Origin of the sequence: Paenibacillus periandrae (assembly GCF_022458865.1) — a bacterium.
GTDB lineage: Bacteria > Bacillota > Bacilli > Paenibacillales > NBRC-103111 > Paenibacillus_S > Paenibacillus_S periandrae.
Map to the genome: position 1 here is coordinate 195,210 of NZ_JAJNMU010000017.1, position 25,709 is coordinate 220,918.

The following is a 25,709-nucleotide window of genomic DNA, read 5'->3' on the forward strand; positions in this document are numbered from 1 at the left end:
CGCATTACAATAGTTACAATTCATGCTCGGGCAGCTTTTAACCGGAACCTGCATCGGGCATGATGTGTAATAAGAAGCGAGAGAGGGTGCGAGATGGCACAAGTGCTGAACCGGATACAGAACTACCTGCTCGGAACAAGTCTCCAACAGAAGCTGATTCTGCTGATACTTCCGCTTTCCATTATCCCGTTATCTATTCTGGGAACCTTCTCCTACTATAAATCCTCGCAGGTCGTTCAAAAGCAAGTGTGCCAGACAATTTTGGAAAGCTTATCCCAGGTCAATTACAGCCTCAACTATTTTGTCAAAGATATCGAGCAGCTTACCATGTACATTTACAGCAACCGTGAAATTCAGGATGTGCTCTCCAAAGACGGTGGGCGTTCGTTGGTGGAAAAGCATCAGGACGAGAAACGGATCAACGATATTCTGGACACGTTCCTGGGCTTTAAAAGCTGGAATATTGCGATATATTTGCTTGGTTCTAATGGAGACCGCTATTTTACGGGGAAGTTATTGCCGAACCAATATGATGATTACAATGTAAATTGGGGATTGTTTCGCAAGATGCGGCTGGCGGGCGGCAATATCATTTGGGATACGCACTATAGCATGAAAAAGCTCGAGGATTTTGGTATTGTACTCAGCAGCGGCAGACTGTTAAAAAAGATCGAGACGAGCCAGCCGCTTGGTTACATGGTCGTCGATATTATGGAGGACGCCCTGGCGGACAAATACAATAAGGCTCAGCTCCAGCCCGGTGGACAAATGCTACTGCTGGATCGCAACGGCTACGTAATTTCCAGCAGTCCATCCAAGCATATCGTCGGGACGAAGCTGAACGAGCCTTATCTGGAAAATGTGCTTGCCGGCAACAAAGGTTTTTTTGAGCTGGACAGCAAGAATGCTCCTGCAACCATGGTCATTTATGATACTTCAGAAATTACCGGATTCAAGATGGTTAGTGTCGTTCCTGTAGCTGTTCTGACCAAGGAGAGCAGCAGCATCCGCAATCTGACGTATTTTATAGTCATTATGCTTGGTGTTGTCTCATGCTGGCTGGCTTATGTGCTATCTGTCACCATTACCCATCCACTCCGGAAGCTGAGGTCCCTGATGCATCTGGTGGAGAATGGCAATATGGAGGTCTCCTTTCGGTCCAGGTACAGAGATGAAGTCGGACAGCTCGGAATCAGCTTTAACAAGATGGTGCAGCGGATCAAACAGCTGATCGATGAGGTGTATACCAAGCAGCTGATGGTGCAGGAGGCTGAAATCAAGGCGATTCAGGCTCAATTTAACCCGCATTTTTTGTATAATGCACTGGATTCGATTAATTGGATGGCTCGTATTCACAAGATCAACGATATTAGTCAGACCGTGGTTTCACTTGGCGAGCTGCTGCGGTTCAGTATACGCAAGGGACAGCCCTTCATTCAGGTACAAGAGGATATGCAGCAGATTCGTAATTATTTGGTCATTCAAAAAATGCGCTACGGCGAAAAGCTGGAAGCGGAATTAATTATCGTTCAAGACATTGAAGCGCTGTATACCCTGAAGCTGCTCATTCAGCCGCTGGTGGAGAATGCGATTACCCATGGGCTTGAGCTTAAGCCGGGCAAGGGGCATCTTCGGATTCATGGTTCACGTGTGGGCGAGCGTGTTCGCCTTGAAGTGAGCGACGATGGAGTAGGTATACCACCGGAAACGGTGGAGCTGCTTCTACACGGCAAGTTCGAATCCAGTGATGAGCATAATACGGGAATCGGACTTCATAATCTGAAGCGACGGCTGGAGCTTTATTTCCATTCCAACTATCGTTTTGACATCGAAAGTAAGGCATTGCAGGGGACCAGGGTCATTATTGAAATTCCTGTAATGCGCACAGCAGGGGAGGATCGTCATGTATAAAGTGGTCATTGTCGAGGATGAATGGCTTGTTCTGCAAGGATTGAAGCTGACGATTCCGTGGGAGGACATGCATTGCTCGATTATCGGTGAAGCAAGTGACGGGGTGACGGGTCTGGAGGTTATACAGCAGGAGCAGCCCGATATATTATTAACGGACATTCGAATGCCAGCGATGGACGGGATTCAATTAGCGGAAAAAGCAGCCCTGCTGTGGCCCAAAATGAAAATCGTGTTTCTTACGGGATTTGATGATTTTACTTATGCCCAAAAAGCAGTAAAGCTGGGAGCTGCTGACTTCGTGCTTAAACCAACCAATGCAGAGGAACTGATTCGTGTCATCGGGCGCATCACCTCCAAGCTGGATGAGGAGAAGCAGCAGCAATCGCTGCAGGAACGTATGGAGCTGCGCTACAGCTGGGAGCATCCGCTGATTTTGGAGAAAATGCTTTATGATTTGCTGCTGGATTATGCCGGAACGATGGAGAAGGAGTGGCTGTTGGAGTATGGGGGATCCTCATCGGAGGAATTTTCCTCCTATCGGGTAATACTGCTGCAGCTTGATAGTTTGCATACGAGCGGGGCGACTGGAGAACAGCTGAAGCAGGGGGTTAAAGAGCAAATGGCCGTGCTGTCGACCTTGCCTGCGGTGAGAATACACGAAAACCGTTATGCCTTAGTCGTTAACCGAATTATAGACCGTGCCCCGCTAACCGAAATGCTGGATCAGTTGTCTCCGCTCCTTCCCTTGATTGCAAAAAGCCATGTACTGGGCGCAAGCGAGCTCTGTATCGGTATCGATCAGCTTCCGACTGCTTATCAACAGGCGATGAGCGCCTTATATCAAACAGTATTTGTCGGTCAGGAGCGAATGATCTGGTTTGAGGATATGGACCGGCAGCAGGATCCTCTTCGTGCTAATTATACGAGGCTGGAGGAACTGATCGATCTGGTCAAATGGGGAAACCCTGCATCCATCAAGGAAATGACAGAGCTCTGGTATAGCCAGCTCATTCATCGTCATACGGATGGTTTGGAAGCCAGAAGGCGTTTTTTTGAATATACAGTGACACTGTATTCGCTGCTGCTGCGAGATTCAGAGCTTCGTGGCATCGTACTGGACAGCAGCTTTTCGCTGGCTTCGGCTGAGCGGGTGGAGGAGACGCTGGAATTGTCACTGGAACGGCTGAATACTTCATTATTCGAATGGAACCGCAAATATACCGAGCAGTCGGATACTCATAAGAAAAGCGGCTTCGAGGAAATTGAAGCTTTCATTCAAGCTCATTATGCCGAAGATATTACCCTTCAGAGCATCGCAGAACGCCATCATATGAGTGAAAGCTATTTTAGCCGATTGTTTAAAAAACAGGTGGGTACCAGCTTTCTGGAATATATAACCCAGATTCGGATGCGGCATGCGAAAGAGCTGCTAACGAATCCGAGATTGAAAATATACGAGGTTTCCGTTCAGGTAGGCTACCAGGATTCACGTTACTTCAGTCAAATTTTTCGTAAATATACCGGAGAAACACCGACAGAGTTCCGCAAGCGGCTTGGGATTGAGAGTTTACCGTTGTAATAACGGTCCTATATAGGCTACGTCCGGCCCTTGGGCCGGTTTTTTGCGTTTTTTTGTGTTTTTTAAGGGGAATGCTAGACGGAAAGAGCGGTTGTACGGCGAATGAAGTGGTCAAAAATTTCAACAACTGAGCAATTTCATCACATTGAAAGCACTTTCATCAGTGGATATAGTAGTACTAGAAGTAAAACGCTTTCAAACTAATAGGGGGTCATACACAATGAGAAAAATGGTAACCAGTATTTTGGCATCACTGCTTTTGGTCGGTTCATTAGCGGGCTGTGGCACAACGGAAACACCAAGTGCCAAACCGGCCGAGGGAGCAGCGCCTCAACCTGCCGCACAGCAGCCAGCTGCCAAAACAGGCGGTAAGCTGACGTTGTATTCACCCAATGCAGCAGAGGTTAACAACCCGATCGTCAAGGAATTTCAGGACCGTACAGGAATTGAAGTCCAACTGATTGCCGGAGGCACGGGAGATTTGCTGAAACGTGTTCAGGCAGAAGCGGCTAATCCACTCGGGGATGTATTCTGGGCAGGCGGTGCGGATTCGCTGGAAGCCTACAAGAAATATTTTGAACCGTACAAAACGAAGGAATTCGATAATTTATCCCCGCAATATGTGGATAAAACGAATGTGTGGACACCGTTTGCAGCCTTGCCGATGATCATTATGTACAACAAGGAATTGGTGAAAGCTGGCGAGGAACCGAAGGGCTGGACGGATCTGACAGATCCGAAATGGAAGGGCAAAATTGCATTTGCCGATCCGGCCAAATCCGGCTCCTCCTACACACAGCTTATTACGATGCTTACAGCAAACGGGAAAGACAACGGCTGGGGCTTTATTAAGAAATTTGTGACCAACCTGGATGGAAAAGTGTTATCCGGCTCTGGTCTTGTGTACAAAGGTGTAGCGGATAAGGAGTTTGCACTCGGTGTGACTCTGGAGGAAGCGGCGCTGCGGTATGTTGAAGGTGGAGCCAAGGTCGGAATCATTTATCCGGTTGAAGGCACCTCGTCGGTACCTGATGGCGCAGCGGTGATCAAAGGCGCCAAAAATATGGAGCAAGCCAAGCAATTTATCGACTTTCTGGTAGGCAAGGATGTACAAGCGCTGATTCAAAAAGAATTTAAACGCCGTTCTGTCCGTAAAGATGCAGAAGCTGTGAAGGGAATTGCTGAGGCCAAGGATATCAAGCTCGTCGATTATGATTTTGACTGGGCGGCAACCAAGAAAGACGACAACATTAAACGTTTTGGTAAAATTGTTACTGGACAGGAATAACAGTTATTATAGTTAACATGTATATAACATTTAATGAAACTTTCTTCTGAAAGACTATAGAATCATGACTGATAAAGGTCGAAACATTTATATTCATGGACGTTTCGACAATAATTTAAACAATTTAGAAATTTTATCTCATTTAAAGTTAGTATATCTGACATTATAGTATGAAGTAGAAATCAAATCTGCTTTTACTAACTGGAGGATACACAATGAGAAAAATGTTTACAAGTGTTCTTGCCTCACTGTTGCTTGTAGGAACTTTGGCGGGCTGTGGAACGTCGGAAACCCCGAAATCGAAGGAGGGAGCTGCGCCTCAGCCTGCGTCTCCATCGACAGCTTCCAAGGCGGGCGGCAAGCTGAATCTGTATTCTCCTAATGGAGCCGAGGTGAACAACCCGATTCTAAAAGAGTTTCAGGATCGTACGGGCATTGAGGTACAGCTGATTTCCGGTGGTACAGGAGACTTGCTGAAGCGTGTGCAGGCTGAAGCGGCTAATCCGCTTGGTGATGTATTCTGGGCTGGAGGTGCTGATTCCTTGGAGGCCTACAATAAATACTTCGAGCCTTATAAAACTAAGGAATTCGACAATCTCGCTCCGCAATATTTGAATAAAAGCAATGTCTGGACACCGTTTGCCGCCTTGCCGATGATTTTTATGTATAACAAAGAGCTGGTGAAGGTCGGGGAGGAGCCGAAGAGCTGGAACGATCTGCTGGATCCGAAATGGAAAGGCAAAATTGCTTACGCGGATCCGGCCAAATCCGGTTCCTCCTATACACAGCTGGTCACGATGCTGACAGTGAACGGCAAAGATAACGGATGGGATTACGTTAAAAAGTTTGTTAAAAACCTCGATGGCAAAGTATTGTCCGGCTCGGCTTTAGTATATAAAGGTGTGGCAGATAAGGAATTTCCAATCGGTGTTACGCTGGAGGATGCAGCTCTCCGTTATGTCGAGGGTGGTGCACAGGTAGGCATTATGTACCCTACGGATGGTACCTCGGCTGTCCCTGATGCCGCCGCAGTAATCAAAGGTGCCAAGAATATGGAGCAGGCGAAGCAATTTATTGATTTCCTGGTAGGCAAGGATGTACAGTCGTTGATCCAAAAGGAATTCAAGCGCCGATCCGTCCGTAAGGATGCTGAAGTGGTGAAGGGCATTGCAGAAGCGAAGGATATCAAGCTGGTTGACTATGACTTTGACTGGGCGGCAACCAAGAAAGACGACAACATTAAACGTTTTGGTAAAATCGTAACGGGGCAGGAATAAGACATTTTTAAACCATCAACGGTGCCTTGCTTGAACGTGGAGGCACCTTTCTTTTAGATAATGGAGGGCTATAGCTATGCAAAAAATTGTATTCGATCATGTGACCAAATATTTTGGCGACTCCAAGGCAGTCAATGACGCTCATCTGACCATCCAGGAAGGTGAATTTTTCACCCTGCTCGGTCCAAGCGGATGCGGGAAAACGACCCTGCTGCGCACGATAGCTGGTTTTTATCGTCAGGAAGAGGGGGATATTTACTTCGGTGAGCGCAAAATCAATGATATTCCTACGCATGAGCGAAACATTGGGATGGTATTTCAAAATTACGCGATTTTCCCGCATATGACGGTTTTCGAGAACGTCGCTTATGGACTGAAAGCACGTAAAGTGAACAAGAAAGAAACGGAACAGCGTGTCATGGAAGCATTGGAGATGGTACAGCTTCAGCATTTGCGTGATCGTGTTCCTTCCGATATGAGCGGCGGTCAGCAGCAGCGGATTGCATTGGCTCGGGCCATCGTCATTCGTCCTGGTTTACTGCTGATGGATGAGCCGTTGTCCAACCTGGATGCCAAGCTGCGAATCAAGATGAGATCGGACATCCGCATGCTGCAAAAGGAATTGAATATCACGACGATTTACGTCACCCATGATCAGGAGGAGGCACTGGCCGTATCCGATCGAATTGCAGTTATGAGTGAAGGGAAAATACAGCAAATCGCTCCTCCGGAAGATATATACGCATATCCCGCGAATCAGTTCGTAGCCAATTTTATCGGCACCTCCAATTTTATCGAAGCTCATTGTCATGGAGGTATGGATAGCTCAGGGCTCGCAAAGATCGATTTACTCGGTGCCTCGTATCAGCTGCCGCTTGCCAAATCGTATGAAGGCAAGGTTGTTATGTCGCTGCGTCCGGAGCGCATCCGCTTGGAGACAGCGGGTCATGGACTACCGCTAATACCGGGAACGATTGAAAATGTCACGTATTTGGGGGAAAAGGTAAGTTACCTTGTCCGCCTTCAGAACGGGCCCGTGATCGACGTGCAGGAGCATGCGGTAGAGCCTCATCATCTGCGAAAGGTGAAGCAAGCCGTACAGGTGAATTTGCAGCTGGAAAAATCAACGATGTTCGACAAAGGCGGCAAGGAGGTCGTTTATCGTGCAACCTACTAAGAAGGGCCGACTATTTTCATTTAAAAAATGGGACTTCTGGTCCTGGGTCACCTTGATTGTCTATGTATTTCTGTTTGCCTTTATTGTGTATCCCTTATTTACCTTGCTGTTCAACAGCTTTTATAACGATGAGGGTAGCCTCACACTGGACAATTATGCAAACTTCGTGAAGCTGAAATACTTTTACGGAGCGTTGTGGAACAGCTTGAAGGTATCCGCCTTTGCCACCTTGTTTTCCATTCTGCTCGGTGTTCCACTTGCCTATGTGACGGCACGCTATAATGTGAAATGTAAAGGACTGATTCAAATTCTGGTCATTATGTCCTTGCTTTCGCCTCCCTTTATTGGTGCGTATTCCTGGATTCTGATGCTCGGAAACAACGGTTTTTTGACCCGTTTTCTGCATGACCTTGGCATCCCGTTCTCTTCAGTTTACGGTTGGAAGGGAATTGTCTTCGTCTTTACTCTTCAGTTCTATCCGCATATCTATTTGTATGTATCCGGTGCACTCAAAACGATCGATACTTCACTGGAGGAGGCTGCGGAAAGTCTGGGACGCTCCAGCTTTCATCGGCTTCGCACGGTTACGCTGCCGCTGATATTTCCAACGTTATCGGCTGGAGCTCTGATGGTGTTCATGGCATCCTTTGCCGACTTCGGTACACCTATGCTGCTGGGGCAAGGCTTTAAAGTATTGCCAATTCTGGCCTACGAGCAATTTATTAGTGAAATGGGCGGCAATCCGGCTATGGCCAGTACGCTCAGCGTAATCCTGATCATATGCTCGACAAGTATTTTGTTCCTGCAGCGCTTCTTTGTCGCCCGTAAAAATTACACCATGACGGGGATGCGCACACCGAAAATTCAGACGCTAAGGCCGCTTGCCAAATGGCTGTTAACTGCTGGAGCTTTGCTGGTGGCTTGTGTATCGATTATTCCGCAAGCGACGGTTATTGTCACTTCCTTTATCAAAACAAAGGGTCCTGTGTTTCATCCAGGCTTCAGCTTGAATAGCTACAAGGAAGTATTGTTTCGTGTGCCCAAAGCTATCTTGAATACGTACAGCTTTTCATTGATCTCGATTGTAATCATGGTTGTCATGGGTATGCTGATTGCTTACGTACTCGTCCGGAGAAAATCGAAGCTGACTGCGATGCTGGACGGGTTGATCATGATTCCTTATGTTATGCCGGGTACGGTGCTCGGGATCAGCATGATCATTGCGTTCAATAAACCGCCGGTCGTGCTGACAGGTACTTGGGTGATTCTGGTCATTGCTTATGTGGTGCGTAAGCTGCCCTATACCATTCGTTCGAGCACGGCGATTTTATATCAACTGGATCGCAGTGTGGAGGAGGCTTCTATCAGTCTGGGAGTACCGCCGATGAAAACCTTTTTCAAAACAACAGGGCGCTTAATGGGTCCCGGTGTACTGTCCGGCGCGATTTTAAGCTGGATTACGACCATTAATGAGTTAAGCTCCACCATTGTCCTCTACTACGGCTCTACAGCGACGATCTCGGTTACGATATACAGCGAAGTATTTACGGCCAACTACGGTACGGGCGCAGCACTTGCTTCGATTTTGTCGATAACGACGCTGATCTCTTTGATAGTTGCCAACAAGCTGAGTAAAAAGGGACTGCAGCTGTAACCATTGAAGGAGGATGCTTGATAAGTCCCTCTCTTAATCTCGGTCGGCTGCCGCGTCACCCTGCTATATAGGAAAAGCCTTGCTGCAATGTTAGTATAGGAATAGTGATATGGCGACGCAGACCTGTCGGGAGGATATATGGGCTTAAAGCAATGGACATTATGGGGCATAGCCGCTCTGTTAATATTTACGGTTGGGGCTTTTTATAGCATGAATATGAACCAAGCCAACGGTGTGAACAGCGAGTCTGACCGTACTACAGCGATCTCGATCTGGCTGTACAGCGAAGGCTGGGAAACGTATGTAAATGAATTCAAACAGCTTCATCCTAATATAGATGTAGATATACGTTACTTTCGTTCAAGCGAGCAGTTATTTACGGAGCTGACAGCCTCGATTTCTGCTAACGCGGCACCGCAATTAGCCGAGCTGCACAGCTATTATGGTCTGTCACAGCTGGTGGATACCAAAGCGGTTATTCCCGTCGAACACGCCCTGATAGAGGGTGGAAGCCAACTGCATCCAACATTCACTGCTCCCTTTCATTACGAAGGGACCGACTGGGCTGTTCCGTTCGGCGGCGGATTACCGCTGATTTATTACCGTCAGGAGCTGTTAAGGCATCCGCAGGAAAAGACCTTTACCAGCTGGGATCAGCTCGTTCAAGCGGCCCAACAGCCGTTATCCGAAGGCTCCGAGCTCGGCGGCAATGGACACTGGGGTCTGGCTATTGATAACGAGCTGCCCTGGTTTGTCGATAATCTTTCCTTCACATCTGATCCTGCTGGTGACAAGGATTCCTCTGTTAAAAGCAGCCGCGTATATTCAGCATTGTCTGCATGGAGTGGCTGGATTCATCGCTCAGGAATTATGAAGCCGCTTGTTCACCGGAGGGCTGCCAGTGATTTCATTAATGGAAAAATCGGCGTCTTCCTCAGCTCCTCCGAAATGCTGCCTACTGTGGAAAGATATATAGGAGGCAAGTTTCAATTTGATGCAGGACGCATACCGACCCTCGCACAGCAGGGGATCGTGCCCGAAATTCATGGCATGGTTCTTATGCAAGCAGCTCCGGCCAAGGTGCAGGCTGCCCAAAGCTTTATAGCTTATTTGCTTCTTGAGCAGACACAAGCATCATTATGGCGCAGCAAAGGTCTCATTCCGTCACGATCGGATGTGCTGGTTAAGCTGCAGGAAGAGGATGTATGGAGTCAACGGCAAAAAATGATTCTGGATTCGGCCCGCATGCTGGCAGTGAAGCCGCCTTCAGCAGATGATTATGAACGATGGGTAAGCATGACAACCCTTGTTGAACAATTGGAGCAAAATAAGGACGTTAATCTGATTAAGAAAATAGAGGAGATTTATGGAAGCCATAACGGAAAATAAAGCAGGATACGTGCCGTATATAGATGCAGATGAGTTGAGAAGGAGGAAGGGAAACATGAAGCTGGAGATGTTATCGCGGCAGGGGACTACGGAGTGGAATGAGGATGCACTGATTATCAATGAGCCTTTACAGCTATTCGGAGTTTTGGACGGAGCTACCTCCTTGCATCCTTACCGCGGTCCGAATAACGAAACCGGAGGTTATCTGGCCTCACAAATTATTAAACAATATTTGGAATCATTGGCAGAGGAGGATGTCAGAGACACCAATTTGAAGCAGTTGGTCATTCAGGCGAATATTCGATTGCGTGACAAAATGGTTGAGGCCGGAATTCAGCTTTCAGACAAGACGGCATTATGGACCAGTGCATTGGCTCTCATTCGTATTACAGACCATTATGTGGACTACGCTCAGGTAGGAGACTGCATGATCGCAGCTGTGTATAATGACGATACGATCCGTACCGTTTCCCGTGATCAGGTGGCTCATATCGATCAGCAATCCAAGGCGATCTGGGAAGAGGCCATTGGCCGCGGAATCTCCAAACGTGAGGAGCTGTGGGAGCTGGTGAAGCCGGTCATTTTGGGTAATAAATCGAAAATGAACACGATGGAAGGTTACTCAATTTTAAGCGGTGAACCGGAGCTGGCTGATTTTATTGAGTATGGCAGAATAAACCGAATCCAATTAAAGTCGCTGCTGCTTGTCACGGACGGATTGTTCCCGCATACGGAGAGCGGCAGAGAACCAGAGGATATGATTCATCAGCTAACTGCGCGGATTCAAAGTGATTCTTTAACCGCCTATGCGGATTGGTTGTTTAAACTGGAGTCGGAGGATAAGGACTGCCAAAGGTATCCGCGTTTTAAAATATCCGATGACAAGACAGGGATATCGATTCATTTTGAATAAGCGTTCCCTACATGAAAAATAACATTGTACTCTCTGCTGCTGCAGGATACGGGGCTGTGAAGCTTCGTTTCTTGACAGCAGTTTTTTGTGTTAATTCACCGCGCAGTGAGACTGATTTACCGGACTTCTAAAAATTGTATCTGTTTTTCAATGATTTATAGATGTTGGATAAGTACGGATGGTTTACACTGGCTGTGTGAGGATTCGAGCCGCTCGCTGCTGAGTGATTAAAAAATGGAGCGAAAAGGTTGGAAATATTGTATATTATGGAGGAAATCTTCGATGTCAATGAGTGGAAATCTTAAATCCAGTCCAATAATTACGCGTCACCCGAATAATCCGGTTCTGACTGCAAGCGATGTGCCTTATAAGCCAGCTCTAGTTTTTAATGCGGGTGTTACGAAATATGAAGGACAGTATGTCATGATGTTCCGCAACGATTATGGCGACATCGAGAATGAAACGCTGCTGCCTATTCATACGACGAATTTGGGGCTTGCGTACAGTCAGGATGGCATCCATTGGAATGTGCAGGATAAGCCCTGCTTCGGCATGGAGAGCGAGGAGATTATTCGCACTTATGACCCGCGTCTGACCGTTATTGATGGACGCTGTTATGTTTGTTTTGCTGTTGATACAAAGCATGGTGTACGTGGCGGTGTAGCCGTTACGGACGATTTCTCAAGCTTTGAGGTTCTAAGCATGTCTGCACCGGATAATCGCAACATGGTGTTGTTCCCTGAACGAATCGGAGACAAATATATACGGTTGGAGCGGCCTTTTCCCGTCTACGGTAAAGGGGGCAAAGACAGCTTTGATATTTGGATTTCCGATTCTCCTGATTTGAAATATTGGGGAAATACGGAATTGCTGTTGGGCTTGGAGCAGGTACCGTACGCCAATGATAAGCTTGGACCGGCAGCGCCTCCGATAAAAACCTCCAAAGGTTGGCTGACTCTGTTTCATGCGGTAGACATAGATCCTTCCCGTGGCCGAAACGGATGGGAGCCGTATTGGAAGAAACGTTATTCAGCCGGGATCATGCTGTTGGATTTGGACAATCCGTACAAGATCATCGGTATGTGTCAAGAGCCCTTGTTGGCTCCGGAAGTGAGCTACGAAACGGATGGCGGCTTCCGTAACGATGTCATTTTCCCCGGGGGAATGATATTGGAGGACGATGGTGAGGTGAAAATCTATTATGGGGCGGCAGATACGGTGGAATGCTTGGCGACTGCCCATGTAGATGATTTAATCCAGATGTGCTTAACCAAGTAACCTGATTTTTTTGTTACGTCCGATTCGCATGGTGTAGGGAGGCTCTGTATAACAGTAGCTTCTCTACTTTATTTGTATTTACTTATAGTGGTGGCATCGATTGCAGAAGGAGTTCTTCGCAATGAAGCATAGACGTGTTCTCCAATACATCAATCAACATTTCAAAGTGAAATTAATATTGATCCTTTCCGTGATTATTATTGTGTGTTCCATGGTTACCGGCTATGTGTCCTACAGGATTTATTTGAACCTGTTTGAGAGCGAGATCAGCAAGCAGTATCTCAATACGAGCGAACAAACGATTGAGCAGATTGGCTTCAAAATTCAAGATATGCACCGGATCACCGACTTTATTTTTTTCCATCCGCTTGTAGAGCAAATCGTCCAAAACATGCATGCCGAGCCTGCGGAAGGAGAAAGCACGGAGTATCGCAGTTTTATACTTGAGAGGGATCTGGCAGATATATTGCTTCCTGTAAAAAATGAAACACCGCAAATTCGCGCCTTGTATATCGTTGATTTGCAGGGTGCTAACAGCTACTTCAGTCATATGAGCCCTTCGCTGCAGATCGAATTTCCGGAATTTTATAATAGGGTCAAAAGCGGTTTGAAAAGCGAGTCCGCTGAGCTGGTGTGGCAGCGGATGCTTATTCAGGATTCTTCGGATCCGTCCGGTGAGAAGAGCCATCTTGTGGCCGCGAGGCTGCTGAAATCAACCAAACAGCAAACGGTATATGGCATGATTATTATGATCATTGACGAATCATTTCTGGCAACCCCTCTCGAATCGTTGATGGCAGGTCGAACCACAGGGGCCTATCTCTATGATCAATATAACCGCATCCTTTTTAGCCGGGAGCCAGAAGGCAGTATCGGATTTGTACCGGATTGGGAAAATAAGGAAGGTGTTTTTACCCAGCGTACGGAGGATGGCAATGATTATTTATTTGTCAAAAGTGTCTTTGAGCCGCGGTCGTTCACACTGGTAAGCGGCATTTCACTGGTGGATATCGAGGAAAAAGGACGGCGTGTTTATCAGGTAGCCTTAATTTCCGGTTTGGTCAGTGTGATGCTCATGGCGGTTTGTGTTTCCTTCTTCAGCGGCAGACTGCTTCAGCCGCTGCAAGGCTTGGTAGCGGCTATGCAGCAGCTGCGCAAAGGAAATTTGCGTGTGAAAATTGCCAAGACGTCGAATGATGAATTTGCTTTTCTAGCGGAGAGCTTCAATACGATGGCAGCCGATATTCAATCCTTGATTCAGGAGGTGTATGTAAGCAAGCTGAGTGAGAAGGAGGCTGAATTAAAGGCGCTTCAGGCGCAGCTGAATCCCCACTTTTTGCATAATGCGCTTAACTCTATTTATTGGAAAATCATGCTGCTTTACGAGGATGAGGAAACGGCTTCTCTCGTAACCAGCTTGTCGGAGCTGCTCCGATATTCCTTGGCATCCGTGTCGACCCCAAGCACCCTGCAGGATGAGCTGGCGCAAATCCGTAATTATATTACGATACAGGAAGCACGGCATGGCGAAGATCTGCATGTCAGTATTGAAGCCGAGGAGGAGCTGAGCGGCTGTGGCATGCAAAGGCTGCTGCTGCAGCCTCTCGTTGAGAACGTATTTGTTCATGCGTTTCGTGATCAGACGGCTAATAAGCGCCTGTCCATTCGAGCTTTTCGACAGCATACAGAAATGCATATTGAAATCGAGGATAACGGGTGCGGGATGGATGCAGATACAATTCGTCACATTATGAAGGATCGCTCCGTCCACGATCAGCAAGGAGAGCGGGAGAGCCTCGGTGTTCGCAACGTTACACGACGTATTTACCTGGTGCATGGCGAGCCGTACAGGCTGGATATCCAGCGGCTGCAGCAGGGAACGATGATGCGTTTAATTTTGCCGTGTGAAGCTTACGAGCCTATGAAAGGAGGTGCAGTAGATGAATCGGCTGCTTCTGGTTGAGGATGAGCCTTTATTCAGGAAAGGTCTTGCGAAAATGATCACCGGTTCCACGACCAACTGGAGCGTATGTGGGGAAGCGGAGAATGGACAAGAGGCGGAGAGCTTGATAGCGGAGCTGGTGCCTGACCTCGTGATCACGGATATTCGAATGCCGTTATTGAATGGCCTTGAGCTGTTGAAGCGTGTAAAAAGCAGGTTCCCGGATATTGAGTTTATCGTTATAACGGGTTTTCAGGACTTCCAATATGCTCAGACTGCACTTCGTTATGGCGCACTCGATTTGCTTATCAAGCCCTGCAGTAAACAGGATGTATATGACGCGCTGGATAAAGTGAATGACCTTGTTCTGGACAAACAGGCAAGGCTCAGAAAAGCGGAAACAGAGCATCAGCTGATGCTGGAAAATACATTAAGGGCGATTTTTCTGAGGTTTCCTTATCATACGGAGGCAGTAGCAGAACTGGAGCATGGACTACATGGGTGCAAGCTCATCTTGTTTCGAATTACCGATTATTATCCTGCTCATAAGCAATATACGCGGAGAGATGTTCCGTTACTGCAGTTTGCTGTTTTAAACATCATTAGTGAATTGCTGGACACACACGGGATAGCAGGCAAGCTGCTGCTTATTGAATACGGCCGATATGCGCTGCTCGTGAAGGCTGCAGCCGAGGTACAGGCTCTATGTGATGCGGTATGTGAAACGGTCCCACGTCTGCTGGGCTTATCGGTCTCAACGCATCATGCTGGTTTGACTCACAGCCTGACACAGCTCGCCGATCTCTATGAAGCCGGTATGGAAGGAGCAAGAATAGCCGAGCGTACGGATAAAGGGGTGGAAGCGGAGGGCATGCTGCCGATGAATCGGGCGCGTCAGCAGTTGATCAGTGCGCAGACGGTTGCATTTATCGTATCTGGACATATGGAAGCTTTAAAGCAGTATCTGGACCATTTCATGAAAGAAGCTAGCGGAATGTCTCAGGAAAACGGGAAAATGGAGGCATTATCGCTGAGCTTTGCGCTTCAGGATACGGCACGTAAACAGTTTGAGCAGATATATGAGCCGCAAACCTTGACGGATCGAATCAGCAAGCTGCATGAATGCAGCAGCAAGGACGAGATTTATTGCTGGATGCAGACGGAAACGGATCGTTTTTTCCATAACTTCACGAAATGGCAGGAAAAATACAGCGAAAATGCGATATTAAAGGCGGCGCGCTACATGGAGGAGCATTACTCCGAGCCGCTGCCGTTACAGCAGGTAGCCTCGCAGGTGCATTTGAATGCGGCCTATTTCAGCCATTTGTTCAAGAAAGAAACCGGACGCAGCTTTATCGATTATTTAATCGAGCTGCGCATGGAAAAAGCCAAGCAGCTGCTGTGCAATACGGATATGAAAATTACCGAGGTATCCGGCACAATCGGCTACGATTTATCGAATTACTTTGCCAAGCTGTTCAAGCAATCCACGGGTCTATCCCCTAAAGATTACCGCAAGCTTTATCAAAGCTAATTGTACGGCAGTCATGAGGCTATGGACGCAGAGATTGCTGTTATGACTCAATCGGATCTTTATCAGATTGGGTCATGCTTTCCCCTCACTTTTTTGCATTTAAACACCCAAGCTGGCGGTACGTTCATCCATGTATGCCCCGTTTCGATAGATGGGAAGTGAGTCTGAAAGTTTTTTTTGAGCAGCAGTGTATATTGGAACGCAATAAACGTTCCATTGCTTGCCAATGCGCTCTCGATGGATAGAAATAGTCTTTCTTTCAGTTCGGAAGAAAAATTAGCAAAAGGAAGACCCGAAACGATCAAGTCGAACGGTCTGCCCGTTTCATTAACGATTTCCCCCAATCTCAATGCATCGTTCAGAATGGGGAGATCAGGAAATTGAATATTCAAATTTTCCCGAAAAGATTCATTTTGTTCGAACAAAAATAACCGGCTTCGAGGATCCATATGTCGTTTGATATACCGGGTAAATACACCGGTGCCGGGGCCCAACTCCGCGATTTGGGCCATCTTGTGCCATGGCAAGGAGGGCGGAAGCATTTTGCGGGTTAAAAAACCCGAGCTGGGAACCAAACTGCCTACCTGACCCGAATGGCGTATAAACTGTCCGAAAATCGATGGCTGTTTCATTCGATACCTACTTTCTTATCCAGCAAATAGCAGCTTGCTGAAAAATATGCCAGACAAAAGATGAGCAATGTGAGAAAGGACGGGAAATTGGCAAAGGCTACGATCCAAACGAGCAGTCCCGCCGTAAAGCTTGAAAAAGTGATCAGCATAGAATGACTACGGCTGCATTTTCCAAGAAATATGCTCGTAAAACATAGAAAGATAAGCCCAGTCGCAGAGAAAAGCCATTTCACGATGAGCAAAACTTTCGACCAATCGAATAAAAGCAAAGGTTCGACTCGAAACAATAGTCCGTTGCTCATCCCCAGTTGTACCCACATACCCACACTCATAGCCACCGTTATCAGCAGTGCCTCCAATAAAATCACCATATATTTGGACATCAGCATATAAGTTCTAGGTACCGGAAGGGATAACAAATGGGTAATCGCCTGTTGCTTCCACTCCTCTTGCCATGTCGAGAAGCAGTGAAGAAACGTCATCAACAGCAGGCCGGCAAAAATTATGACATCAAGCAGCGTAATCAGACCAAGTCCTACCTGAGGCAGGTGCAAATAAAAGATGAGGATGGAAAGCGCCGCATTCAAAAGAACGGTTGTTGCCAATGTAACGAGCAGCGTATTCCTTCGATTTCGCAGATCGGTCAAGAATAATCGCCTAAACGCGTGCATGATCATACACCTCTTTCAACATTTCCATCAACGATTGGTTGCGTTCCAGTTTTAGCATCTCGACATTACCAGCCAGCAGAAGCTTTCCCTCGTGAATAAAACGTATCTCATCCAGCATCACTTCGACCTCCGATATTTCATGCGTCGAAACGAGGATCGTCTGCCCTTCTTCCATGAAATCTTCTACGATCGCTTGCGCAATCTGCTTTCTTGCGAAAGGATCTATGCCGGAAAAAGGTTCGTCCAGCAGCATATACTTTGCCTGCCGGCTTAGAGCGAGCAGTAATTTCATCTTGGCCCGCGTTCCTTTCGATGCCTGATGAATCAACGAATCTGCCGATAATTCGAAAAAATCGAGCAAATGCCGTGCTTTATTATCGTCCCAGTCCCAGTACATGTCTTTCATATGCCTCATGCTGTCGGATAGTTTCATCCAAGGGTACCAAACGTTCGCATCAGGAAGGAAGGTCATCATCCCTCTGGTCGATAGGCATGGCGATTTCCCATCAATCATGATTTGGCCGCCATCCAATCGTAAAAGACCTGCTATCGCCTTAAGGACCGTCGACTTCCCTGCGCCGTTCGTTCCCAACACTCCGATAATTTGTCCCTCATCCGCAGTAAACGTAATATCGTCCAACGCCTTTTTCCGGCCAAACGTTTTTACGGCATGCTCCACATTGATCATGGCGTTTTTCCCCTTTCCAAATACTTTTTCACCGTGTCCAAAATGTCTTGGTCGGATTTACCGAAAGACCGCAGCAATTCTACGCTTTGCCCGACTGTCTCGTTCAACGCCTCTTTCCGAATCGACTCCAGCATATCCCGATCGCTTGTCATAAAGCTTCCCTGACCCCTGACGGTAATAATCAAATTCATGTCCTCCATTTCCCTGTATGCCCGTTGAATGGTATTGGGATTGACTCCCAACGTTTTGGCAAGCTCACGCCGCGAAGGGATTTCTTGCCCCAGTGTATAGGTGCCCTGGATGAATTTTATGCGAAATTCGTCGATAATTTGGGAGTAAATCGGTTCTTTCTGATTAAATTCCATCGCTTCCTCCATCGACCACAAACTGTGTTACTGTATTATTTAATTAATACAGTAACACATGGGAAAGCTTCATGTCAATGATGGACACGAAAATGGGCTGAGCAGCAAGTTATGGCTGCCCAACCTGGTATTGGCATTTTTTCGGTGGTTCGTTCATTTATCGATTTCCATTTGATCTAAAAATTTTATCTTTTTCCCCATAAATCGTAGATGTAGCTCTTTCTCAATTTCCCTACAATTAGGTATATAGACAAACAACAAGATATGGAAGGTGCGGTGAGATGAAGATGGTATGATAGACATTGTAAATGAACAGGGGGAATAACAATGTCTAATCCAATAGCAAGAGTAGTCCTTCCGATGCTGGCTTCTGCAGCATGGATCGTCGTGATAACAGGCTGTACGAACGTGATCGACGGGAATGGTGTCAGTGGTGTGTCAAAGTCCGATCAGCGGAGGATGATTACGGCAACCATCTATGACCGTGGTAATATTCCATCCAGTGAGGGCACGATTGAAAACAATAAAATCACTAAATGGATTAACGAAACAGGACCCGTACAAGTCAAATTCATAGCTGTACCCCGGACACAATCAGAGCAAAAGCTGAACACATTATTCGCAGGCGGGGGAGCACCAGACCTGATTCTGGAATATGCGCCGCAGGTCAAAAATCCGTTGATCGACCAAAAGCAGCTTCGTCCGATTGACGACATGATCGACAAGTACAGTACGGAATATAAAGCGCTTTTGCAGAAATATCCATCGCTCAGGAAAGCAGGAACAGGAACCGATGGCAAGCTGTATCAGTTCGGGCGTATCAATGAAACGATTCCGCAGCGCGGATTGTTTATCCGTACCGATTGGCTGCAAAAGCTGAACCTGGACATCCCGAAAACGACTGAGGAGCTGTATCAGGTAGCCAAAGCCTTCACGGAGCAGGACCCGGACGGAAACGGCAGAAAGGACACTTACGGTATCGCGATGTCCTATAGCTCCGGAGCTATTCTGGATGAAATGTTTGGCGTCGCCTACCCGGGCTTCATTGTGCAAAACAACGAGCTTATCCATGGCTGGGATCACATTAAGGCGGTTACGGCGTTTAAAAAAAGGCTCTACAGTGAAGGTCTGGTTGATAAGGACTACTTGAACGACAAGAATGGCTCAAAAGCGAAGCGGGATTTCCTGAACGGGAAAATCGGGATATACATGGATCAGTTTAACGTTCCGATTGTTTTTTATAACGATTATTATGTGAAATTGAAAAAAAATGTTCCGAGTGCTGAAGTTACAGTCATTCCGTATCCGGTAACTCCGGTGGGGCAATTTAACCCGATCTTAGTTAATCCGATCCAGATGACGGCTGTTGTCAATGCTCAAGTCAAAGATCCGGAAGCGGTGATGAAATACGTTGATTTTGCCGCATCCGATACTTTTATGAAAACGATGTATTACGGCTTTGAAGGCGTGCACAGCAAGTCGGAGTCGGGTACATGTCCGAAGGTGATCAATCTCGATAAATGGAAAACCGAATTTAATTTCGGTGCCGGTGATTTTGCTATGCTGACTTCCCCCACATTAGCGGGCAAATGTTATTTTGGTACGGAAAAGCTCGATCCCCGGGATGTTCTTCAAAATCAGGTGAAAAAGATGTTTGAAGCGAATTCATCCTTTATTCGTTTTGATCTACCGGTAGCGGGACCGACGCATTCCGAGCAGATGCCTCAGCTGCCGAAGGAGCTGCAGCAGATTCTGACGAACACGACGAAGCAGGTCGGTGTCGGTGAGGGCGATATCTGGATAAAGTCGATATTGACACCTGGCTATAGCCCGGAGATGGCCAAACAGGATGCGATCGCAGCATGGCTAAAAGCCGGAGGCAAGCAGGTTGACGATTGGTATAAGAGCTTCTATGCCAACGATAAGGACAAAACGATTTGGACTAACGATATTTACGATATTTTCAAAGAGCAGCGTGCGCTGCAAACCAAATAAGAGTCAGAATTTGATAATCAGGTGGTGAATAAATCGGATGGGGACCGTACGGGCCAAGACGGCAAGAGATGCCTTGCGTTATTTGAATAAGAAAAAATATTTGTACATTTTGTTAATCCCTTGTGTGATTTATTTTTTAATATTTAATTATTTTCCGATGTATGGCGTCATCATAGCTTTTAAGGATTTCAATTTTTCCAAAGGTATTGTAGGGAGTCCCTGGATCGGTTTCGACAATTTCAGATACATGTTCGGGTTAAGTGATTTCTACACGGTGTTTTGGAACTCGCTTTACCTCAGCATGCTTAGGCTGGTTTTCGGATTTCCTTTTCCGATCCTACTGGCTCTGCTATTAAATGAAATGCGAAACCGCACGTATCAAAGGGTAACGCAGACGATTATCTACCTGCCTCACTTTATATCCTGGGTAGTCATTGGAGGTATTCTGGTCAACTTCCTGTCACCCTCCTGGGGTATTGTAAATATTTTCCTGAAACAGATCGGAATGGACCCTATTTTCTTTCTGGCGGACAATAATTATTTCCGACCCTTGGTCATTATTAGCAGTATCTGGAAGGAGTCCGGTTGGGAAAGCATTCTTTACCTGGCCGCCATGGTTAGCATCAATACTGAATTATACGAGGCTGCCAGTATTGACGGTGCCAACCGATTGCAGAAAATGCGCTACGTGACGATGCCTGGTATCAAATCAACGATCGTGATTTTACTTATTTTGCGGCTCGGTCAAATTATGGGCAACGGCTTTGAACAAATTTTTGTGCTCCAGAATCCTTTGAATCTGGGTGTTTCCGAGGTATTTGAAACCTATGTATACCGGGTCGGTTTAATTGGTGGCCGGTTTTCCTTCGGAACTACGGTTGGGCTGTTCACCTCAGTGATCGGATTGATTTTCCTGCTGGCAAGCAACCAGATTGCCAAATGGCTGAAAGAGGACGGGATATGGTAAAGGGAGGCGGCGGAGCTTGAGTATCAGATCATTCGGAGATAAATTGTTTGACGTTTTTAATTATACAGTCGTCACCTTGTTCGCACTTGCTTGTTTATTTCCTTTTTTTTATGTGGCATCTTTTTCTGTGACCCCTTATTCGGAATATTTGCAAAATCCATTAAAGCTCATTCCGAGTCAAATCGAGCTGTCCGCCTATAAGCAGATTCTTCAGATGCCGCTAATGTGGACCGGATATAAAAATACGATCATCATTACGGTTGCCGGAGTCGCAATAAACATCTTTTTGCTAATCATTTCCGCTTATCCACTCTCCAAGAAGGATTTAAAGGGCAGAAATGTGATCATGGTATTAATCACGTTCACGATGTTTTTCAATGGGGGTTTAATACCGAATTTTTATCTCATTAAAACCCTGGATATCTATAACACGCTGTGGGCGATGATTTTACCTGGTGCCCTTGGCGCCTATAACCTGATCCTGATGAAAAACTTTGTCAGCGCGATACCCGAAAGTTTGGAAGAATCGGCTTTTATCGATGGGGCCAATGAAATCAAGGTGCTGTTTCGGATCATCGTTCCCTTGTGTAAGCCGGCGATAGCGACCTTTGTCATCTTTCATGCGGTAACCCAATGGAATACGTTCTTTTCGGCCATTATTTATACATCGAGAAGAAGCCTATGGCCACTTATGTTGATCTTACGCGAAATGGTTGTTGACGATGGAGGCATTACCAAGGATACGATGGACATGAACAATACGGGGGTTACTGTGTTTACGATTAAAATGGCGATCATCATTTTTGCAACATTACCTATTCTGCTCGTCTACCCCTTCCTGCAAAAATATTTTATGAAGGGTGTGCTGGTAGGCTCGGTCAAGGGGTAATGGCTGGTTGCTTTCATCCGTACGATTAAAATCTGCAGTTGTTTGCAGTTTTAATAAATGGTAATTAAAAAGGAGATGTTTATATTGAAAGGGTCTGTCAAAACGCTGGTCAGTTCCTCAGTGAGCATTGCGCTGCTTTCCTCCATCGTGGTGGCCTGCAGTCCGAATACTGACAACAAAGAAGCAGCCAACACCAAGCCAACAACCGGTACCACGGCGCCAACACCAGCCAAAGCAGCACCTGCTGCAATCAAAATGTTTAACAGGGTCAATGCAGCGGTCGTTGTAGAAAATAATCCGGTTATCGCGGAGGTTGAAAAGCTGGCCAATGTCAAGCTCTCGGTTGAAGCTCCTCCAATCAATAACTATGTGGATAAGCTCCAGGTGCTTATGGCCTCGGGAGACCTGCCGGACCTCATCTACAATTGGGGAGGGGCAGATGCCAATATGGAAAAGTGGGCGCAAAATGATCTGATTGCCCCATTGGACGACAAAATTAAAAATTATCCGAATTTGACGAAAAATATTACGAAAGAAATGTGGGATGGAGTCAAATCTGTTAATGATGGAAAGACCTATATTATTCCAAGAACGAATATAGTCAACCACTGGGGCTATATGATCAATCAGCAATGGCTGAACAAGCTTAATCTCAAAGCGCCTACGACCCTGGATGAGTTCACGAATGTATGCAAAGCCTTTACCCATAACGATCCTGACGGAAACGGAAAGCCGGATACGTATTGCCTTAGCTTTTCCAGTCCGACACTGGGTGCCAATACAATCTGGAATGCCTCCAATTTTCTTACCTCTGCATTTGATCTTCCTATCGTGAATGGAGCCAAGGATACAGACGGAACGTATAAAATAAGAGAAAAAATGTCGGGCTATATTCCTTATCTGACCTATCTGAAGCAGTTAAACGATGAGAAGCTGATTGATCCCGAGTTTCTGATTAACAAGATCTATGTAGATCAGGAAAAAATGAACCAGAACCGGGTCGGTATCATCTACGCACATCAATATGCGGTTATGGCCAATCTGGCAAAGGATAAGGAATCGGATAAAAAGTACACCTATCAAGCTGTGTTAAAAAACAGCAAGGGCGTTGCCTCCGATTGGGTCACACCTGCAACGTGGGGCGGCTGGATGATAGCCAAAAATTCAAAAAATATCGACAGTGTGCTGAAATTTCTGGATTGGGGCAATACGACGGAAGCGAATACCTTGTTCCAGCTTGGTATTAAGGGCGTAACTTACGACAATTATGATCCGGCTACGAAGAATATAACCCGGACTCCCGATCAGGCTACCAAGCTTGCATCCGTAACTAGTACGTACATGACGCTTGCTAACGCCATAGATGGAAACGCCGCCATCATTGAAGGTGCAGATACCCTGGACAGACTTAACGCTTACAAGTCACAGCTGGATGATGCATTAAAGCAGATGAATGTTATCAATGTTCCTGCTGTCAGGTCTCCCAAAATTCTGAATCTGAACAGCACGATTCCCGATATGGTCAAGAAAAAAGACGATCAGGAATTGAAGTATATTCTCGGCAGCATTACCCTGCAGCAGTTCAAGGACTTCCTGGAGAAGGAATGGAATCCGGCTACAGCTGATGCCGAAAAGGAATATGTAGACTACATGAATAAGGCAGGTAAATAAAAACGGATAAGTGAAGGGTGTAGAGGTGATATGGGAATTTTCCGAGTATCACCTTTTTTCATCCATATTTTAAGTATGGTGATTAATAATGGGTAAAGGTAAAGCCCGCAGTATGGCTCGTGGGCTCGTTTGTTTCGTCCTCGTACTCAGTATGTTGTTTTCAAGCATTCCGTTTATTCCAACAAGTGGCATTCAGACAGCGTATGCGGCTAATTCGAGCGTAGTCAGAAGTGGTGATGTGTGGACACTGGAAAATGACGTGATGAAGTCAGTCGTGTCCTTTGCAAGTGGAAGCATTCAAATGACAAGCTATTACAACAAAGAGGCCGGAAAGGAATATCTCACCGGGAGCGGAAGCCAATATTTGTTTTACTATCACTATGGTGGAAGCGACCTCTATGCGAATGATGGAGGATGGACGCTGGGTACCGCCACGATTACCGACATTACCAAATTCGGAACCAATTGCGGTAAGCAGCTTACTATCCCGGTGACCCGGACCTCCCCACAAAATGTAACTATTAATCTGAAATTTGAAATTTATAACGGGAAATCCGGATTGAAGTACAGCAACTCCATTAAAAATAATGCGGCTGCCCAGAAGACGATTACGAACTCGGACATCATCTCGCTGAACCTGCCTAATGATGCACACACGCTGTATTATGTGCCGAATATGGCCTGGTACAGTACCTCGGGCTCGCTGGCTCCGAATGCAGGGAAAAATGCGATAACGGTCTACAATACGGGTGATGGATGGGGCCTGCAGCCGGAAATGAATTGGAAAACCGAGGGAACCTCTGGTATGCTGCGGCCCTTTGCCAGCATTAATGCCTGGAGCAGTATAACGAATGTCAAAGTATCCACCAATACCGAAGCGCTGCAATTGGTGCTGTTTCCGAACGAGGAATTCGAGTATATTTCCGTGAACATGACGGTATTTAAGGGCGATATCATAGATGGAAAAATGGCAGTCGAGGAGCATTTTAGAAAGCGCTTTAAATATCATGACGTGACCTCCCTGTTTCTTACCAATGATTGGGACTATATAGGGCAGCGCACAGATGCATTTTTCAGAAATACAGTTGTGCCGAAGGCTGTACAGGCAGGTCTGGATATGGTAATGATCGACGATTTATGGAATACGACTAGAGATACAACGACAGCGAAAACCAGCTTTACAAGTAATCTGGCATCCCTGACCGATTATATTGTAAGACAAGGCCTGCGCTTCGGATTATGGTTCAGCATGACAGGTGACAACCATAATGTGGGAAGGGATTTGGCTGATCCTGCCAACATTGAATTCAAAAGAAGCCAGGTTGAGGATACGATGATTCCTCAATATCATTTATCGCATCAAATGATTGATTTGACCGAATTTTGGCCCAACACAGCGGCGACCTCAACCTCGCATCCAAGCGATAGCGTCTATCGTAAAAACGTATTGGTAAAAACTATATGAACGATCTGACGTCACGACACCCGGACTTCATTGGCAAGCTGACCAGTGAAGTGGATATATATCCTACTCAGGGTGACAGAAATAACGGTCTGCTGCATATCTCAGATAATGGATTTCTGTCCGCTAACGGCGGAGTGGGCACCAGCATGAAAATCGGCATGGACAGCTTTGGTTATTTGCTGATGAATTCCGTTTATTACGGCGGCAACCCGTCAGGCAAGGTCGAGGATTACTATTCCTATATGCTGGCAAGAGTGATCAAATTCAATACAGACCCTTCCGGTTGGACGAATGCAGGCATGGATTCTCTGAAAAAATTCAACAACTGGCGGAAAGTCCGAGAATCAAGGCATTAACGGAGCAAACGACAAGGCCGCTTTATGCCGGCCCGGATTTTGATACGTCAGGCTCCTACGCATGGATG

At 46.5% G+C, this 25,709-nt stretch carries 21 protein-coding genes; 17 read left to right on the plus strand and 4 right to left on the minus strand.

All coding sequences use genetic code 11. The features are described 5' to 3' along the window. The first annotated feature begins 93 nt into the window (after nt 1-93). From LRL21_RS27340 to LRL21_RS27390, 11 genes are all read left to right on the plus strand, one after another. Entirely contained in the window at nt 94-1,911 is a 1,818-nt protein-coding gene (locus LRL21_RS27340; RefSeq protein WP_240418949.1) for a sensor histidine kinase, read from the plus strand. Further along, a complete protein-coding gene (locus tag LRL21_RS27345) occupies nt 1,904-3,490 on the plus strand; it encodes a response regulator transcription factor (RefSeq protein ID WP_240418950.1) in 1,587 nt (528 codons plus the stop codon). Before LRL21_RS27340 ends, LRL21_RS27345 begins: the two co-directional genes overlap by 8 nt. A gap of 220 nt (nt 3,491-3,710) precedes the next feature. Continuing rightward, nucleotides 3,711-4,778 carry an ABC transporter substrate-binding protein gene (locus tag LRL21_RS27350; protein ID WP_076229110.1) on the plus strand — a complete coding sequence of 356 codons (1,068 nt, stop codon included), beginning with the start codon at nt 3,711-3,713 and terminating at the stop codon, nt 4,776-4,778. A gap of 215 nt (nt 4,779-4,993) precedes the next feature. Further along, nucleotides 4,994-6,055, plus strand: coding sequence for an extracellular solute-binding protein (locus LRL21_RS27355; RefSeq protein WP_240418951.1), 1,062 nt, complete (start codon nt 4,994-4,996; stop codon nt 6,053-6,055). A 76-nt stretch (nt 6,056-6,131) separates the two neighbouring features. Continuing rightward, nucleotides 6,132-7,232, plus strand: coding sequence for an ABC transporter ATP-binding protein (locus LRL21_RS27360; RefSeq protein WP_240418952.1), 1,101 nt, complete (start codon nt 6,132-6,134; stop codon nt 7,230-7,232). Then, nucleotides 7,219-8,886: an ABC transporter permease gene (locus LRL21_RS27365; RefSeq protein WP_240418953.1), complete on the plus strand. Its 1,668-nt coding sequence runs from the start codon at nt 7,219-7,221 to the stop codon at nt 8,884-8,886. Before LRL21_RS27360 ends, LRL21_RS27365 begins: the two co-directional genes overlap by 14 nt. A gap of 138 nt (nt 8,887-9,024) precedes the next feature. Further along, complete coding sequence (locus LRL21_RS27370; RefSeq protein WP_240418954.1) at nt 9,025-10,275, plus strand: extracellular solute-binding protein; 1,251 nt, start codon at nt 9,025-9,027, stop codon at nt 10,273-10,275. A gap of 55 nt (nt 10,276-10,330) precedes the next feature. Beyond that, nucleotides 10,331-11,188 carry a protein phosphatase 2C domain-containing protein gene (locus LRL21_RS27375; protein WP_240418955.1) on the plus strand — a complete coding sequence of 286 codons (858 nt, stop codon included), beginning with the start codon at nt 10,331-10,333 and terminating at the stop codon, nt 11,186-11,188. Nucleotides 11,189-11,470: 282 nt separating this feature from the next. Continuing rightward, nucleotides 11,471-12,466 (plus strand): glycoside hydrolase family 130 protein, encoded by a 996-nt coding sequence (locus LRL21_RS27380; RefSeq protein WP_338044685.1) that lies wholly within the window; start codon nt 11,471-11,473, stop codon nt 12,464-12,466. A 121-nt stretch (nt 12,467-12,587) separates the two neighbouring features. Next, nucleotides 12,588-14,429 carry a cache domain-containing sensor histidine kinase gene (locus LRL21_RS27385; protein ID WP_240418957.1) on the plus strand — a complete coding sequence of 614 codons (1,842 nt, stop codon included), beginning with the start codon at nt 12,588-12,590 and terminating at the stop codon, nt 14,427-14,429. After that, nucleotides 14,407-15,942, plus strand: a complete 1,536-nt coding sequence (locus tag LRL21_RS27390; RefSeq protein ID WP_240418958.1) for a response regulator — start codon at nt 14,407-14,409, stop codon at nt 15,940-15,942. The genes LRL21_RS27385 and LRL21_RS27390 overlap by 23 nt, the downstream gene beginning before the upstream one ends. Nucleotides 15,943-16,004: 62 nt before the next feature. Here the strand turns inward: LRL21_RS27390 and LRL21_RS27395 are convergent, their stop codons facing one another. Genes LRL21_RS27395 through LRL21_RS27410 form a run of 4 tightly spaced genes read right to left on the minus strand, consistent with a single transcriptional unit; the run spans nt 16,005 to nt 18,298 of the window. Next, complete coding sequence (locus LRL21_RS27395; protein WP_240418959.1) at nt 16,005-16,574, minus strand: class I SAM-dependent methyltransferase; 570 nt, start codon at nt 16,572-16,574, stop codon at nt 16,005-16,007. Next, the gene (locus tag LRL21_RS27400) at nt 16,571-17,245 is read right to left on the minus strand and encodes an ABC-2 transporter permease (RefSeq protein ID WP_240418960.1); all 675 of its coding nucleotides are present in this window, start codon (nt 17,243-17,245) and stop codon (nt 16,571-16,573) included. Before LRL21_RS27400 ends, LRL21_RS27395 begins: the two co-directional genes overlap by 4 nt. Beyond that, nucleotides 17,232-17,933 carry an ABC transporter ATP-binding protein gene (locus LRL21_RS27405; protein ID WP_240418961.1) on the minus strand — a complete coding sequence of 234 codons (702 nt, stop codon included), beginning with the start codon at nt 17,931-17,933 and terminating at the stop codon, nt 17,232-17,234. The genes LRL21_RS27400 and LRL21_RS27405 overlap by 14 nt, the downstream gene beginning before the upstream one ends. Continuing rightward, complete coding sequence (locus LRL21_RS27410; protein ID WP_240418962.1) at nt 17,930-18,298, minus strand: GntR family transcriptional regulator; 369 nt, start codon at nt 18,296-18,298, stop codon at nt 17,930-17,932. Before LRL21_RS27410 ends, LRL21_RS27405 begins: the two co-directional genes overlap by 4 nt. Before the next feature lie 327 nt (nt 18,299-18,625). Between LRL21_RS27410 and LRL21_RS27415 the strand changes: the two genes are divergently transcribed. From LRL21_RS27415 to LRL21_RS27440, 6 genes are all read left to right on the plus strand, one after another. After that, on the plus strand, nt 18,626-20,293 hold the full coding sequence (locus LRL21_RS27415; protein ID WP_240418963.1) for an extracellular solute-binding protein: 1,668 nt from the start codon (nt 18,626-18,628) through the stop codon (nt 20,291-20,293). A gap of 37 nt (nt 20,294-20,330) precedes the next feature. Further along, the gene (locus LRL21_RS27420; protein WP_240418964.1) at nt 20,331-21,260 is read left to right on the plus strand and encodes an ABC transporter permease; all 930 of its coding nucleotides are present in this window, start codon (nt 20,331-20,333) and stop codon (nt 21,258-21,260) included. A gap of 16 nt (nt 21,261-21,276) precedes the next feature. Beyond that, complete coding sequence (locus tag LRL21_RS27425) at nt 21,277-22,149, plus strand: carbohydrate ABC transporter permease (RefSeq protein WP_240418965.1); 873 nt, start codon at nt 21,277-21,279, stop codon at nt 22,147-22,149. 84 nt (nt 22,150-22,233) lie between these two features. Beyond that, nucleotides 22,234-23,820 carry an extracellular solute-binding protein gene (locus tag LRL21_RS27430; RefSeq protein ID WP_240418966.1) on the plus strand — a complete coding sequence of 529 codons (1,587 nt, stop codon included), beginning with the start codon at nt 22,234-22,236 and terminating at the stop codon, nt 23,818-23,820. A gap of 88 nt (nt 23,821-23,908) precedes the next feature. Continuing rightward, nucleotides 23,909-25,285, plus strand: a complete 1,377-nt coding sequence (locus LRL21_RS27435; protein ID WP_240418967.1) for an alpha-galactosidase — start codon at nt 23,909-23,911, stop codon at nt 25,283-25,285. Next, on the plus strand, nt 25,282-25,641 hold the full coding sequence (locus LRL21_RS27440; RefSeq protein ID WP_240418968.1) for a forkhead box protein: 360 nt from the start codon (nt 25,282-25,284) through the stop codon (nt 25,639-25,641). The genes LRL21_RS27435 and LRL21_RS27440 overlap by 4 nt, the downstream gene beginning before the upstream one ends. The last annotated feature ends 68 nt before the right edge of the window (nt 25,642-25,709 follow it).